Below are 14,682 nucleotides of genomic sequence, written 5' to 3'. Positions count from 1 at the left end.
CGCGCCGACGGATCGATCAGGCGTTCGGAAGCGGTGGACCCTGCCCGGGCGGCCGTGGGGGCGCGCGGGCCTGAGGAACAAGCCCGCGAGGTGTCGGGGCCACGAGGGCGGGGCCTTCGACGTAGGCGACCCGCGCGACGAGGGCGGTGGTCGACGGCTCGGAGGCCGGCGCCGGACAGACGCAGTGCTTGCAGCTGTGATCGGCCGCAGGCGGGCCCGAATCGCTGGGCGCGGTCTGCAGCCCCATGGTGGTGCAGATGACGCCGCCGCCATCGGGCATCGGCCCGGCGGCCGCGAAGGCCGGCATCAGCGTCTGAACCAGCAGCGTGAACACCGCCACCAGGGCGATCATCGCCCGGCGTTCGGCCCCCGCATGTCTGGTCGACGACGCTCCCACGAGCGCGTCTCCTAAACCCAGCGTGGGATTCCGCAAGAGGCCGCCGTCATGCATAGTGGGGCCACAGTCAAATCGGAGACCTGATGGAAGGCCACGTTCAGCCCGGCGCGTACAAGGATGTCGTTCTGTTCCTCGCCACGGCAGGTGTGGTCGTCCCAATATTCCGCCAATGGCGGATCAGCCCGATCCTCGGCTTTCTGGGCGCTGGCGTCGTGCTGGGGCCCTACGGCCTTGGCAGCCTCGCGCACGAGGTCCAGTGGCTGGGCGCCTTCACGATCGAGAATCCGGACGAGCTGGCGCAGCTGGCGGAGTTCGGCGTCGTCTTCCTTCTGTTCTCCATCGGGCTGGAGCTGTCGTGGGAGCGCCTTCGCAGCCTGCGCCGCTACGTGTTCGGGCTGGGCGCCCTGCAGGTGTTGCTCTGCCTGACGGCCACCGCGGTCGCGGCCTACGCCGTCGGCCAGCCACCGGGCGCGGCGATCGCGATCGGGGCGGCGCTGGCGCTGTCGTCGACGGCCATCGTGATGCCGATTCTGGCCGAACAGAAGCGCCAGCACGCCATGGCCGGCCGCGCCACGTTCTCGGTGCTGCTGTTCCAGGACCTGGCCGTCGCCCCGATCCTCATCACGCTGACGCTGATGGGGCGGCGCTCGGACGAGCCCTGGTCGCCCACCATGCTCTGGTCGCTGTTGCCGGCGGTGCTGGGGATGGCGGCGCTGTTTCTGTTCGGGCGCATCCTGCTGCGGCCCATGTTGCGTTCGGTGGCGCGCGCCAAGAGCGAGGAGCTGTTCGTCGCGGCCTGCCTGCTGGTGGTCATCGGCGCGGGGATGGTCAGCGCGCTGACCGGTCTGTCCATGGCCCTGGGCGCCTTCGTCGCCGGTCTGCTGCTGGCCGAGACCGAGTTCCGCCACGAGGTCCAGACCCGGGTCGAGCCGTTCAAGGGCCTCCTTCTGGGGCTGTTCTTCATCTCGGTCGGGATCGGGCTGAACGTGCCGCTGCTGCTGGAGCGGCCCCTGGTGATCCTGGGCTCGGCGATCGGGCTGGTGACCTTGAACATTGCGATCGTCTTCGGCCTGGCGCGGCTGTTCCGGCTGAAGACCCGCAGCGCCATCGAGGCGGCGCTGCTGCTGGCCGGGGCCGGCGAGTTCGCCTTCGTGATCCTCGGCCAGGCGATGGACCAGGGCATCGTCAATCGCACCGTCGGCCAGACCGCGCTGGTGGCGGCCACGCTGTCGATGTTCTCGATCCCGTTCCTGGCCCAGCTCAGCCTGCGCCTGGGCGGCCGCAAAGTGGCGCCCACGGAACTGCCGCAGGAGGCGGAGGGCGAGCGACCGTCCGATCCGCGCGTGCTGGTGGTGGGCTACGGCCGGGTCGGGCGACTGGTGGGCGACATGCTAAAGCGGCACGACCTGCGCTGGGTGGCGGCCGAACTCGATCCCAGACTGGTGGAGCAGGGCCGCCGCGCCGGGGAACTGATCTACTTCGGCGACGCGGCGCGGGCCGAGTTCCTGATGCGGTGCGGCCTGGCCGATGCGCCGGCGCTGGTGGTCACCATGGACGATCCCGAGGGCGTGGAGGCCATCGTGGCCGTGGCGCGTGAACTGCGGCCGGATCTCACCATCGTGGCTCGCGCGCGCGACGCGCGCCACGCGCAGAGACTCTACGACCTCGGCGCCACGGACGCGGTGCCCGAGACGGTCGAGGCCAGCCTGCAGCTGTCCGAGGCCGTGCTGGTGGAGATCGGCGTGCCCATGGGGCTGGTCATCGCCTCGATCCACGAGCGACGCGACGAGTTCCGCAAGGCGCTGAACCGACCTGAGTCGCTGGGTGGCCGCTCCCGCCGATTCCAGCGGGAACGAGACGTCTGACCCGCGAGTTCACCTTCGGCGCATCGGCGCCCAATCGGCGGCGGAAACACGGCGGCCGAAAAAATTCATCGGGGGTTCATGGCGGCGGAACCAAGCGTGACTTTCTCCGTTTGCATGCGGACGCCGGACGAATGCCGGCGTTCGGGGACTTTCTAATGGCGGTATCGGCAAGGATGGGGGAGACGACGTCGCGCCCGAACGTTCGACGCGCAGCTCCTGCGACCATGCCGCCGCTTTACAAACAAACCCAAGGACTTCGGTCAGATCTCGACGAACGAATTCAATCGTTGGCCGCAGCATCGCCAAGGTCTATGGAGCGAGCCGCGACCGCGAAGCGGTCAGTCTCGCGGCATGGATGCTCGACACCGCGTTGCGCATCCCTGCAAATCCGGTCAATTGCGGGCGACTTGTCGCCCCGCGTCCTGGTAGAGCTTGGAGAGGCTCGCCAGAAAAGCGTCCGGGGTGTGGCCGTAGCGACACTTTCGCAACGGTTGGTCCCTGTTATAACGGCGGCTGGGTCAAACGGCCGCACCACCTGAGGGCAACGAGAGGGCTCTGATTATGAAGTTCAAACTCCTGGCTGGGGCTGCGATGGCAGCGGCCTGCGCCGCGACTGCCGCCTCCGCGCAAGAAGGCTGGTACGGCGCCGTCGATCTTGGCTACCACTGGCCGGTCGAGTTCGACACGACGTCGTCGAACAACGCCGCGAATGGCCAACCCTACGCCTGGGAAATCAATCAGGAAGATGACTGGGCCGGCTTCGCCCGCCTCGGTTATCAGCTGAACGATCACTGGCGCGTCGAACTGGAAGTCGGCTACCGCGGTGGCGACGTCGAGTCGATCCGCGGCATCAACAACCAGGCGGTCATCGGCCTCTGCACCCCCGGCGTGACCCGCACCGCGGCCGCTCCGGCCTGCGGCAGCCCCGACGGCGACGTGACGTCGTGGACCGTGATGGGCAACATCATCTACGACATCCTGCCCGGTTCGGTTCTCAACCCGTACATCGGCGGCGGTATCGGCGCCAACCACGTGAAGGTTGATGCGTTCGGCCAGTTCTCGAACGTCCCGGGCGCCATCTCGGCGGCCAACCCGGCGATCCAGAACCTGACGATCGACGACAGCGACACGGCGTTCGCCTATCAGCTGATCGCCGGTCTGGCCTGGAAGGCCACGGAACAACTGAGCGTCGACCTGACCTACCGCTACCTCGGTGGTTCGGACGTGGATTTCACCTCGGTGGGCACCAGCAACCTGCAGCCGGGCGTGTTCTCGGGCGAGTATCGCGACCAGTCGGTGACGCTGGGCCTGCGCTACCTGTTCGCGGCTCCGGAAGCTCCGCCGCCGCCGCCCCCGCCGCCGCCGCCTCCGCCGCCTCCGCCTCCGCCGCCTCCGCCGCCGCCGCCGCCTCCGCCGCCGGCCTATGAGGCCCGGCAGTTCATCGTCTACTTCCCGTTTGATCAGTACGTGATCACGCCGGAAGCCCAGGCGGTGATCAACGACGCGGCCAACTACGCCAAGGGCGGCAACGCCACCCGCGTCGTGGTCGTCGGCCACACGGACAGCTCGGGTTCGCCCGCCTACAACGTCCGACTCTCGGAACGTCGTGCGAAGGCCGTGGCCGACGCGCTGGTCGGTTCGGGCGTCAACCAGACGGCCCTGTCGGTCGACTGGAAGGGTGAAACCCAACTCGCGGTCGCCACCGGCGACGGCGTGAAGGAACCTCTGAACCGCCGCTCGACGATCGACATCAACTTCTAAGTCGATCTGAGATCAGCGAACGAGATCGGGGCCCGGTGGAAACGCCGGGCCCTTTTCTTTTGCTCCTCTCGGAGGGAGGGTCGCGAGCGAAGCGAGACAGGTGGGGAACGCATAATCGTCACCCACCTCGGCACTCGGCCCACACAGATCAGATCGGCAGCTGCGTCGTCGACTTCACTTCCTCGAGCACCGCATAGGTCCGCGTCTCGCGCACGCCGGGGATCCGGACCAGCACGTCCTCCAGGAATTTCCGCCAGGCGGCCAGGTCGCGCACCCGGCTCTTGATCAGATAGTCGAACCCGCCCGCCACCATGTGGCACTCCAGGACGTCGGGCGCGCGGCGCGCCGCGGCGGCGAAGGTCTCGAAGACCTCGGGCGTCGTCCGGTCCAGCACCACCTCCACGAAGATCAGCACCCCGCGTTCGACCATCTGGGGGTCGACCAGGGCGGCGAAGCCCATGATGTAGCCGCTCTCCCGCAAGCGCCGGACGCGGTCGGAACAGGCCGATGGCGACAGGTTGCACCGCTCGGCCAGATCCGCGTTCGATATGCGGCCATCGGCTTGCAGAGTCCGGAGCAGACGGCGATCCGTGTCATCCAGCCGTAGAGCATTCGGCATTCGTCGTCCTCAGGCGCGATCGTTCGGCGAACCGTCACATCTAACGTAGCACATTCGGCAAACTGTGGATTACTCCGGATGCACTCAAAAGAGAGGCTCGCAGATGGCGTTCGATCACCTGGACGACGGCAAGTTCACCGATGAACGTACGGCGCTGGCCACGGCCCTGGCGGCCAAGCCTCTGAGCCAGCAGGACCGCGAGGCGGTTCAGACAGAAGCCGAGGCGCTGGTGCGCGCGGCGCGCAAGGCGGCCAACCGCCAGGGCGTCGTTGAGAGTTTCCTTCAGGAATTCAGCCTGTCGACGCGCGAGGGCCTGGCGCTGATGTGCCTGGCCGAAGCGCTATTGCGCACCCCGGACGAGCAAACGCGCGACAAGCTGATCGCCGAGAAGATCGCCTCGGCCGACTGGGCCAGCCATGCCGGCAAATCCGACTCGGTGCTGGTCAACGCCTCGACCTGGAGCCTGATGCTCACCGGCAAGCTGATCGACCCCGACGACGCGGCGCGGGCCGACCTCCCTGGATTCATCAAGCGCGCCGTGGGCAGGCTGGGCGAACCGGTGATCCGTCGCGCAGTCGGCGCGGCCGTGCGCATCATGGGCGAGCAGTTCGTGCTGGGCGCCACCATTGAGACGGCGATCCGCCGCGCCAAGGGCGACGACTGCGCTGTTCAGCTTCGACATGCTGGGCGAGGGCGCCCGCACCGATGCCGACGCCGACCGCTACGAGAAGGCCTACGCCGACGCCATCCTCGTGGTCGGCCGCCACGCCGCCGACCAGGGGCCTGAGCGGGGCCACGGCGTTTCGGTGAAGCTGTCGGCCCTGTCCCCGCGCTATGAGGCGCGCCAGTCGCAGCGGGTCTTCACGGACCTCTATCCCCGCATCAAGCGGCTCGCCGAACTGGCGGCCGGGGCCAACATCAACCTGACGCTCGACGCCGAGGAAGCCGACCGGCTGGCGATCTCGCTGGAGATTCTGGACTGGCTGGCCCGCGAGCCCGCCCTGGGCGCCTGGCGCGGCCTGGGCCTGGCGGTTCAGGCCTATCAGAAGCGCGCGCCCCAGACGATCGAGGCGGTGGCCAATATCGCCCGCGCCAGCGGCCGCCGGCTGATGGTGCGCCTGGTGAAGGGCGCCTACTGGGACTCGGAGATCAAGCGCGCCCAGGTGGCGGGCCTCGAGGGCTATCCCGTCTACACGACCAAGGCCGCGACCGACGTCAGCTACCTGGTCTGCGCCCGCGCCCTGCTGGGGGCCGCGCCGCATCTCTACGGCCAGTTCGCCACCCACAACGCCCATACCCTGGCGGCGGTGCGCCTCATGGCCAGCCAGATGGGCCTGTCACCCGAGTTCCAGCGCCTGCACGGCATGGGCGAGGCGCTCTACGCCGCCGCCCACGAGCGCTACGGCGACTTTCCGCTGCGCGTTTACGCGCCCGTCGGCAGCCACGAGGACCTGCTGCCATACCTGGTGCGCCGCCTCCTGGAGAACGGAGCCAACACCTCGTTTGTGCACGCGTTGCTTGATGAGAAGACCCCGGTCGACAAGGTGGTCGTAGACCCGATCGGCGTGGTCGAGGCCGCCGGCGCCGGGCCCCACCCGCGCATCCCGCTGCCCCGCGACCTCTATGGCCCCAGCCGCCGGAACTCCGGGGGACTGGACCTGTCCATCGCCGACGTCCGCGAGACCCTGATCGACGCCGTGAAGCGCGAAGCCGCCGCCTCGCATTGGGCCGGGCCCGTCGGCGCCGGTCTGTCGACCTTGGAACTGCCTACCGACGCGGTGGTCCGTAATCCGGCCAATGGCGACCCGGTCGGCGAGGTGGTGTTCGCCCGGCCCGAGCACATCGACGCCGCCTTCGCCGCCGCCCGCAAGGCGCAGCCGGCGTGGGACCAGCGGGGCGGCGAGGGCCGCGCCAAGGTGCTGCGCGCCATGGGCGACGCCCTGGAGGCATATCGCGAACGCCTGATCGCGATCTGCGTGCTGGAGGCCGGCAAGACCCTGGCCGACGCCATCGCCGAGGTGCGGGAGGCGGCCGACTTCTGCCGCTACTACGCCCACCTGGCCGAGCGGCAGTTCGCAAGCCCGGAGACGCTGCGCGGACCTGTGGGCGAGACCAACCAGCTCAGCCTGCACGGCCGCGGTGTCTTCGTCTGCATCAGTCCCTGGAACTTCCCGCTGGCGATCTTCACCGGCCAGATCGCGGCGGCCCTGGCCGCCGGCAACGGCGTGCTGGCCAAGCCCGCCGAGCAGACGCCGTTGATCGCGACCGAGGCGGTGAGGCTGTTCCACGCCGCGGGCGTGCCGGCCGACCTTCTGCACCTGCTGCCGGGCGACGGCGCGACGGTGGGCGCCGCGCTGACGGCGCACCCGGGCTGCGACGGCGTGGCCTTTACGGGCGGCACCGAGACGGCCTGGGCGATCAACCGTGGGCTGGCGGCGCGCAACGGCCCGATCGTGCCCTTCATCGCCGAGACCGGCGGCCTGAACGCCATGTTCGTGGATACCACGGCGCTGCGCGAGCAGGTGATCGACGACGTCCTGACCTCGGGCTTCGGCTCGGCCGGCCAGCGCTGCTCGGCGCTGCGGATGCTGTTCGTGCCCGACGACACCGCCGACATGCTCATCGACGGCCTGAAGGGCGCCATGCAGACGTTGGTGGTGGGCGACCCCGCCGACCCCCGCACCGACATCGGCCCGGTCATCGACGCCGACGCCAAGGCGGCGCTGGACGCCCATCTCGAGCGCCTGGAGCGGGACGCCAAGGTGCTGGGCCGGCTGGCGACGCCTGAAGGCGGCCACTTCTTCGCGCCGACCCTCGCCGAGGTCCCCGACGCCTCGTTCCTGGCCAGGGAAGTGTTCGGCCCCATCCTGCACGTGGTCCGCTATGACCCGGCGAAGCTGGACGAAGCGGCGGCCCCGCTGGTCGAGGCCCGCTACGGCCTGACGCTGGGCGTCCACAGCCGCATCGAAGCCTTCGCCGAAGAGGTCCAGCGGATGGTCCCGGCCGGCAACGCCTATGTGAACCGCTCGATGATCGGCGCGGTGGTGGGCGTTCAGCCCTTCGGGGGCGAGGGCCTGTCGGGTACGGGCCCCAAGGCCGGCGGCCCGCACGCGTTGCTGCGTTTCGCGGTCGAACGGGCCGTGTCTGTGAACATCGCGGCCCAGGGCGGGGACCCGGCGCTCCTCAACCTCGACGCCTGACCAGAACCTCCCCCCGAGGGGCCGCCCCCGGCGCCTGCGTTCGCGCGGCGCCGGGGCGGCCAAAATGCCACCCAGCAGGGTAGCTGCGACGAACGCCTAGAAGCCGGCTTTCGGGCCTGCTGATTTCTCCCCATGGCGCCACCTCTGGCCCAGCTTGGCGTTTAGCTCCTTGGAGCCGGTGACGGGGCGAGGGACAATGACGCTGCAGCAGGCCCTGGCCTTTGGCCTGATGGGCGTGACCATCATCGGCTTCATCTGGGGTCGATGGCGCTATGACGTGATCGCCGTCATGGCGCTGCTCGTCGGCGTCACGCTCAACATCGTGCCGGCCAAGTCGGCCTTCGACGGCTTCAAGAACGACATCACAGTCATCATCGCCTGCGCGCTCGTGGTCAGCGCCGCCTTCGCCAAGTCGGGCGTGGTCGAACTCGTGCTGCGGCCGCTGCTCCCGCACTTGAAGGGCGCGACCTCCCAGGTGCTGCTGTTTGCCGGCGCGGTGACCATACTGTCGATGGTTACGAAGAATGTCGGCGCCCTGGCGATCATGATGCCCATAGCGCTGTCGGTGGCGAAGCGTACGGGCACGTCGCCGTCCCGGCTGCTGATGCCTATGTCGTTCGGCGCGCTCCTCGGCGGCACGGTCACTCTGGTCGGCACCTCGCCCAACATCATCGTCAGCCAGGTGCGCGAGGAGATTCTCGGCAAGCCGTTCGAGATGTACGATTACGCACCCGTCGGCCTGGGGGTCACGGCCGTGGGGCTGGTGTTCCTGGCGCTGGCCTTCCGCCTGCTGCCGGCCCACCGACCCACGCCCGAGACCCTGGACGCGGCGCTGGCCGCCAATCCCTATATGACCGAAGTGCAGGTGCCTGAGGCCTGGGACCCGGGGGCCGTCACCACCGTCGGCAAGCTCGACCGGCTGGCCGGCGGCGATGTCACGGTTCTGGCCCTGCTCCGTGATGGCCAGCGCAAGGCCGCGCCCCACGCCAACACCCGGCTCAAACCGGGCGACACCCTGCTGCTGGAGGGCGACCACGCGGAGTTGGACGCCCTGATCACGCGGCTGAAGCTGAAGCTCACCCGATCGGACCGGCCCATCGCCATGGAGGCGCCGACCGAAGAGGTCCGTGTCGTCGAGGCCGTGCTGGGCGCCGAGTCCATCCTCATCGGTCAATCCGCGCGTCAGGCCGACCTGCACGGCGCCTATGGCGTGAACCTGCTGGCCGTCAGTCGCGCCGGATACCGAATGACCACTGAGCTCAATACGGTTCGGCTGCGCAGCGGCGACGTGGTGGTGGTCCAGGGGGGCGAGCGTGCGCTGCCGGGGGTGTTGAAGACCCTGGGCTTGCTCCCGCTGGCCGAACGCGCGGTGCGCCTGGGCGGGATACGCCATGCCCTGGCGCCGGCGGCGATCCTGGCCGGGGCCATGATCCTGGTGGCCCTGAAGGTGTCTCCCGTGGCGATCGCGTTCTTCGGCGCGGCGGCGCTGATGGTGGCGGTGGGCGCCATTCGCATGCGCGAGGCCTACGCGGCCCTGGACGGTCCGCTGCTGGTCCTGATCGCCTGCCTGATCCCCGTCTCGGACGCCATCCGGGCTACCGGAGGGTCGGAGCTGATCGCCCAGACCATGGCGGACGTGTTCCGCGGCCAATCGCCCATCCTCGCCCTGGCGGCCGTCATGGCCGTTGCGATGGCCGCCACGCCGTTCCTGAACAATGCCGCGACCGTGCTGATCGTGGCGCCTATCGGGGCCAGCCTGGCCCAGCTGCTGGGTCTGCGGCCCGATCCCTTCCTGATGGCGGTGGCGATGGGCGCGGCCTGCGACTTCCTCACGCCGATCGGCCACCAGTGCAACACGCTGGTCATGGCCCCGGGCGGCTACCGGTTCATCGACTATCCGCGCCTGGGCGCGCCGCTCTCGCTGATCGTCCTGGTGGTGGGAACGGGGCTGATCGCGATGGTTTGGCCACTCGTCTAGCGAGTGTTCACAGTTCCGTGAGTCCACGTTTCGCGTAACGGACTCTGCCGAGAGCGAGGGGGTGCGCGTTAACGTCTCATTAGCGAAAAAGTCTGTGTGCGGCGGGGTCCGCCTCATTGACGAGTCGACGGTGTCAGTGCCCCATATGTGGACTGGTTCGGGGGTAGAACCACTATATGTAGGGCGGAGGGCCATAGAGCCTTCCTTCGAGGGGCTAAGGCGGGACATGAGTGAAGCGGCCAAGGTTGGGATTGCCGAGACTTCTGAACGGGTTGCGGCCCGAGCGGATCGACCGCAGCTGCAGCTGGTCCGAAAGGTCGAGGTCGACCGTTCGCGCGATGCGCTGCTGACCGACTTCGGGAAGACCACGCTGGAGGATCGCTACCTCCTGCCGGGCGAGAGCTACCAGGACATGTTCGCCCGGGTCGCCACGGCCTATGCCGACGACGCCGATCATGCTCAGCGCATCTACGACTACATCTCCCAACTCTGGTTCATGCCGGCCACCCCCGTGCTGTCGAACGGCGGCGCCGGTCGCGGCCTGCCCATCTCGTGCTTCCTCAACGCCGTGCCGGATTCGCTCGAAGGCATCCAGAGCGTCTGGAACGAGAATGTAGCGCTGGCCTCGAATGGCGGGGGCATCGGCACCTACTGGGGCGGCGTCCGTTCGATCGGCGAAAAGGTGAAGGGCGCGGGCCAGACCAGCGGCATCATCCCCTTCATCCGCGTGATGGACTCGCTGACGCTGGCCATCAGCCAGGGCTCGCTGCGCCGGGGTTCGGCGGCGGTCTATCTCGACATCCACCATCCGGAGATCGAGGAGTTCCTGGAGATCCGGAAGCCGTCGGGCGACTTCAACCGCAAGTCCCTGAACCTCCACCATGGCATCAACATCACCGACGAGTTCATGGAGGCTGTCCGCGACGGCGCCATGTTCGGCCTGCGCAGCCCCAAGAACAATGAGGTGCTCCGCGAGGTCGACGCGCGTTCGCTCTGGCAGAAGATCCTCGAGATCCGCCTGCAGACCGGCGAGCCCTACCTGATCTTCTCCGACACCGTGAACCGCGCCATGCCGCAGCACCAGCGCGAGCTGGGACTTTCGGTGCGCCAGTCGAACCTCTGCAGCGAGATCATGCTGCACACCGGCAAGGACCATCAGGGCCTGGAGCGCACGGCGGTCTGCTGCCTGAGCTCGGTCAACGCCGAGACCTTCCTGGAATGGCGCGACCATCCGACGTTCATCGAGGACGTCATGCGCTTCCTCGACAACGTGCTGGAAGACTTCATCACGCGCGCGCCGCCCGAGATGAAGCACGCCGTGTACGCGGCCCGTAGGGAACGGTCCGTCGGCCTCGGCCTCATGGGCTTCCACTCGTTCCTGCAGAGCCAGAACGTTCCCTTCGAGAGCGCGATGGCGAAGAGCTGGAACATGCGCCTGTTCAAGACCCTGCGCCGCCAGTGCGACGCCGCCTCTCGCAAGCTGGCCGCCGAGCGCGGCCCTTGCCCGGACGCGGCCGAACGCGGGGTGATGGAGCGCTTCAGCCACAAGCTGGCGATCGCCCCGACCGCCTCGATCTCGATCATCTGCGGCGGCACCAGCGCCGGCATCGAGCCGATCCCGGCCAACGTCTACACGCACAAGACTCTGTCGGGCACGTTCGCGGTGAAGAACCCTTTCCTTGAGAAGGTGCTCGATGCGGCGGGCCAGAACACCTCGGCCACCTGGGATTCGATCCTCCAGAATGAAGGCTCCGTTCAGCATCTGGACTTCCTGTCGCAAGACGACAAGGACGTCTTCAAAACAGCCTTCGAGATCGATCAGCGCTGGGTGGTAGAGCTCGCCGCAGACCGGACGCCTGATATCTGCCAATCCCAATCCGTCAACTTGTTCCTTCCAGGGGACGTTGAGAAGTGGGATTTGCATATGCTGCATTGGACGGCTTGGGAGCGCGGTTGTAAGTCGCTTTACTACTTGCGGTCGAAGTCGGTGCAGCGGGCGGCGCATGCAGGGGGCGACGAGGCGGCGGTGGTCGAGATCCAGGCCCAGGGCCCGACAGACTACGAAGAGTGCCTAGCCTGCCAGTAGGGTAGGCTGCGGCGCCCGGTCGCGGGGCGATTAACGACGCCGCAATTCGCGTCGCACGATTATCGTCTTGTCGCCCGTTCCAGTCGTGGAAGTATGGGCGCGGGGACCCTGCCGCGCGGGCGGGGGATCGGGAGATGTGCATGCGTCGGGTGGCCTGCGCCGCCATCGCGCTGACAATCGCCGCCGGGGCTGCGGGCCAGGCGAGCGCCCAGACCCTTGTACCCGACATCACGGCGGACCTTCTGAACCGCGCGGCCTTCACGGTCAGGGTCGAGACGGACCGGGACGTGCGCGCGCCGGCGTGGCTCTCCGACGACCGGATCGATGTGACCCTGGTGCGAAACTGGCCGGGCGCGCTGAGTTTCCGGTCCGAGAGCGGGCTGGAGTTCGACGTTGCCCCGCACGCCGGCCTGGGGGTCGGCAGCCGCGGCGGTCAGGCCGAGGGCGGCGCGATGCTGACGGTCTCCAGGTCGCGCGAGCAGCAGGCGATGGACCGGCTGCGCGACATGGGCGTCGAGGACGGCGCCAAGCTGGGCGACGCGGGCCGCTGGTACCTGTTCGCCGCCGCGAGCGGCCGGGCCGTGGGCCTCAACATGCTGAGGGGCGAGACCGGCTGGGACCGCGGCGGCTGGACCACCGATCCCACCGGCGCCCTGGTCGGCGACGTCCAGCTGGGCGTCGGCTGGCGCAAGGGCGACACTCAGAGCTCGTTCGGCGTCATCCACCGCGAGGTGAAGGGCAAGCACATGGCCTTCGGCCAGCGCACCCGCGACGACACCGTCGCCGCTTTCACGTTCAGCTTCCGACCGCAGCGCTAGCTACAGCCGGTCCCACCCTGCCTCGAACGGATACCGCTGCGGCCAGAACGCGGCGAGGCGCGGGTCGGCGTCGACGCGGCGCGCAACTTCGCCCAGCCGCGGCGCGACCTCGTAGAACCGCTGTCGGCGCGGGCGGAATCGGCTGACCACCGTCACATAGAGGTCGAGCACGCTCATCGCCTCGCCCAGGATATAGCGGCCCGGCGCGGTCCCGGCCTCCATGATCCCCCAGCAGTCGGCGATGCGGTCGTTCAGGCGCTGCTCGACGACGGGCGCCTGGGCCGGGTCCGACACCAGCCGCAGCGGATCGTCCTTCAGCCAGTAGTGGGCGTAGATCGCCGAGCTGACGAAGCCCATCCAGCGTAGGAAGGCCGAGCGGCGCGGATCGTCCGTCGCGGGCGCGAGGCCGGCGCCCGGGTGCAGTTCCCCCAGCCGCACCAGGATGGCGGCGCTCTCGGTCATGATCTCGCCGGAGGGGAGCACGAGCGCGGGCGCCTGGCGCAGGGGGTTGACCGGCAGGATCACATCGCCGGCCGCGGCCTGGTCGGGATCGTAGGTGGGCGCCTCGATCAGCTCATAGGACGCGTCCATCAGGGTCAGCGCCGCCTCGACGGCCACCCCGCCCGAACCTGCTGCGGAATACAAGATGTAGCGGTCAGTCATCGTCAGTCCACAATCTGTAGCGAAATTATCCACCGCCTGCGGCGAAACGACGGCTGCGCCCGGCGCGGAACAGGCTTACCTTTGTCTTAACGGGAGAGGGGCTCCTGATTCGACGACGAGGATGGGTTCGATGGCGTCTTCCAACATACAGCAGCTTCCGGGCCTGCTGACCCCGTCCTACGCCTACAAGCCGTTCCGCTATCCGTGGGCCTACGACTTCTGGAAGAAGCAGCAGCAGGTCCACTGGATGCCCGAAGAGGTTCCGCTGGGCGAGGACCTGAAGGACTGGGCGGTGAACCTCACCGACCGCGAGCGCAACCTGCTTACCCAGATCTTCCGCTTCTTCACGCAGTCAGACGTCGAGGTGAACGACAACTACATGGAGCGCTACGCCAGAGTCTTCAAACCCACCGAGGTGAAGATGATGCTGGCGTCGTTCTCCAACATGGAGACGATCCATATCGCCGCCTACGCGCTGCTGCTCGAGACGATCGGCATGCCGGACAGCGAGTTCACGGCGTTCCTCGACTACAAGGAACTGCGCGACAAGCACGACTATATGCAGCAGTTCGGCGTCGAAACGAACGCCGATATCGCCAGAACGCTGGCGATGTTCGGCGGATTCACCGAGGGCCTGCAGCTGTTCGCCAGCTTCGCCATGCTGATGAACTTCCCGCGGCACAACAAGATGAAGGGCATGGGCCAGATCGTCAGCTGGTCGGTGCGCGACGAGAGCCTGCACTGCGAAGGCATCATCAAGCTGTACCACGCCTTCAACAAGGAGACGGGCTGCGTCACCAAGGCGGTGGCCGACGATATCGTCGATTGTTGCAAGACCGTCGTCGGTCTGGAGGACAAGTTCATCGATCTGGCGTTCTCCGCCGGCGAAGTGCAGGGCATGACGCCCGAGGACATCAAGAGCTACATCCGCTTCATCGCCGACTGGCGCCTGAAGCAGCTGCAGCTGCCGGAAGTCTACGGCGTGAAGGAAAACCCGCTCCCCTGGCTGCAGAGCATGCTGAGCGGCGTGGAACACGCGAACTTCTTCGAGGCGCGCAGCACCGAGTACTCCAAGGCCGCGACCAAGGGTCAGTGGCACGGCGGGGACGGGGTGTGGGCCTCGTTCGACGCGATGCAGGCGAAGCGGGCGGAGGCGGGGGCGCAGCTGCCGGCGGAGTGAGGGGGGCGTTGACTGCCCGCTCCTCGGTACATGAGCTCCGATACCCGAACCTCTAGCGGACGCAATCTCCACGTGTTATCCGCCGTGGCAGAGATTATCGATGAAACCTATCCGC

9 protein-coding genes and 1 pseudogene are annotated in these 14,682 nt (G+C 68.1%); 7 read left to right on the top strand and 3 right to left on the bottom strand.

All coding sequences use genetic code 11. The features are described from left to right. Positions 1 to 16 precede the first annotated feature (16 nt). Positions 17 to 397 carry a DUF2946 family protein gene (locus tag ACQ66R_RS10195; RefSeq protein ID WP_430421615.1) on the bottom strand — a complete coding sequence of 127 codons (381 nt, stop codon included), beginning with the start codon at positions 395 to 397 and terminating at the stop codon, positions 17 to 19. Between the two features lie 83 nt (positions 398 to 480). Here ACQ66R_RS10195 and ACQ66R_RS10190 point away from each other — a divergent pair, with 83 nt between their 5' ends. Both ACQ66R_RS10190 and ACQ66R_RS10185 read left to right on the top strand, forming a co-directional pair. Next, positions 481 to 2,262 (top strand): cation:proton antiporter, encoded by a 1,782-nt coding sequence (locus ACQ66R_RS10190; RefSeq protein WP_430421614.1) that lies wholly within the window; start codon positions 481 to 483, stop codon positions 2,260 to 2,262. Between the two features lie 561 nt (positions 2,263 to 2,823). Next, entirely contained in the window at positions 2,824 to 4,023 is a 1,200-nt protein-coding gene (locus ACQ66R_RS10185; RefSeq protein WP_430421612.1) for an OmpA family protein, read from the top strand. Positions 4,024 to 4,171: 148 nt separating this feature from the next. Here the strand turns inward: ACQ66R_RS10185 and ACQ66R_RS10180 are convergent, their stop codons facing one another. Then, positions 4,172 to 4,642, bottom strand: coding sequence for a winged helix-turn-helix transcriptional regulator (locus ACQ66R_RS10180; RefSeq protein ID WP_430421610.1), 471 nt, complete (start codon positions 4,640 to 4,642; stop codon positions 4,172 to 4,174). A gap of 103 nt (positions 4,643 to 4,745) precedes the next feature. Here ACQ66R_RS10180 and putA point away from each other — a divergent pair. The 4 genes and pseudogenes from putA to ACQ66R_RS10160 all read left to right on the top strand — a co-directional run bounded on the left by putA (position 4,746) and on the right by ACQ66R_RS10160 (position 12,724). Continuing rightward, positions 4,746 to 7,842 (top strand): annotated as a pseudogene (putA, locus tag ACQ66R_RS10175) (bifunctional proline dehydrogenase/L-glutamate gamma-semialdehyde dehydrogenase PutA). A gap of 196 nt (positions 7,843 to 8,038) precedes the next feature. After that, the gene (locus ACQ66R_RS10170) at positions 8,039 to 9,820 is read left to right on the top strand and encodes an SLC13 family permease (protein WP_430421608.1); all 1,782 of its coding nucleotides are present in this window, start codon (positions 8,039 to 8,041) and stop codon (positions 9,818 to 9,820) included. A 226-nt stretch (positions 9,821 to 10,046) separates the two neighbouring features. Then, positions 10,047 to 11,906 carry a ribonucleoside-diphosphate reductase subunit alpha gene (locus ACQ66R_RS10165; protein WP_293362483.1) on the top strand — a complete coding sequence of 620 codons (1,860 nt, stop codon included), beginning with the start codon at positions 10,047 to 10,049 and terminating at the stop codon, positions 11,904 to 11,906. A gap of 140 nt (positions 11,907 to 12,046) precedes the next feature. Then, on the top strand, positions 12,047 to 12,724 hold the full coding sequence (locus ACQ66R_RS10160; protein WP_430421606.1) for a lipid A-modifier LpxR family protein: 678 nt from the start codon (positions 12,047 to 12,049) through the stop codon (positions 12,722 to 12,724). Here the strand turns inward: ACQ66R_RS10160 and ACQ66R_RS10155 are convergent, their stop codons facing one another. Then, a complete protein-coding gene (locus ACQ66R_RS10155) occupies positions 12,725 to 13,387 on the bottom strand; it encodes a glutathione S-transferase family protein (protein ID WP_430421605.1) in 663 nt (220 codons plus the stop codon). It lies immediately after the preceding gene. 130 nt (positions 13,388 to 13,517) lie between these two features. Between ACQ66R_RS10155 and ACQ66R_RS10150 the strand changes: the two genes are divergently transcribed. Continuing rightward, positions 13,518 to 14,567: a ribonucleotide-diphosphate reductase subunit beta gene (locus ACQ66R_RS10150; RefSeq protein ID WP_430421603.1), complete on the top strand. Its 1,050-nt coding sequence runs from the start codon at positions 13,518 to 13,520 to the stop codon at positions 14,565 to 14,567. The last annotated feature ends 115 nt before the right edge of the window (positions 14,568 to 14,682 follow it).

This window comes from Phenylobacterium sp. (genome assembly GCF_965284355.1).
Lineage (GTDB): Bacteria > Pseudomonadota > Alphaproteobacteria > Caulobacterales > Caulobacteraceae > Phenylobacterium.
Note: the sequence above shows the minus strand (reverse complement) of the source record. Positions and strands in the feature narration are given on the sequence as shown.

Excerpts from the sequence above, each read along its gene's own strand:
- ACQ66R_RS10190 (WP_430421614.1), top strand. The coding sequence starts at position 481 with ATGGAAGGCCACGTTCAGCCCGGCGCGTACAAGGATGTCGTTCTGTTC.
- ACQ66R_RS10185 (WP_430421612.1), top strand. The coding sequence starts at position 2,824 with ATGAAGTTCAAACTCCTGGCTGGGGCTGCGATGGCAGCGGCCTGCGCC.
- ACQ66R_RS10180 (WP_430421610.1), bottom strand. The coding sequence starts at position 4,642 with ATGCCGAATGCTCTACGGCTGGATGACACGGATCGCCGTCTGCTCCGG.
- ACQ66R_RS10170 (WP_430421608.1), top strand. The coding sequence starts at position 8,039 with ATGACGCTGCAGCAGGCCCTGGCCTTTGGCCTGATGGGCGTGACCATC.
- ACQ66R_RS10165 (WP_293362483.1), top strand. The coding sequence starts at position 10,047 with ATGAGTGAAGCGGCCAAGGTTGGGATTGCCGAGACTTCTGAACGGGTT.
- ACQ66R_RS10160 (WP_430421606.1), top strand. The coding sequence starts at position 12,047 with ATGCGTCGGGTGGCCTGCGCCGCCATCGCGCTGACAATCGCCGCCGGG.
- ACQ66R_RS10155 (WP_430421605.1), bottom strand. The coding sequence starts at position 13,387 with ATGACTGACCGCTACATCTTGTATTCCGCAGCAGGTTCGGGCGGGGTG.
- ACQ66R_RS10150 (WP_430421603.1), top strand. The coding sequence starts at position 13,518 with ATGGCGTCTTCCAACATACAGCAGCTTCCGGGCCTGCTGACCCCGTCC.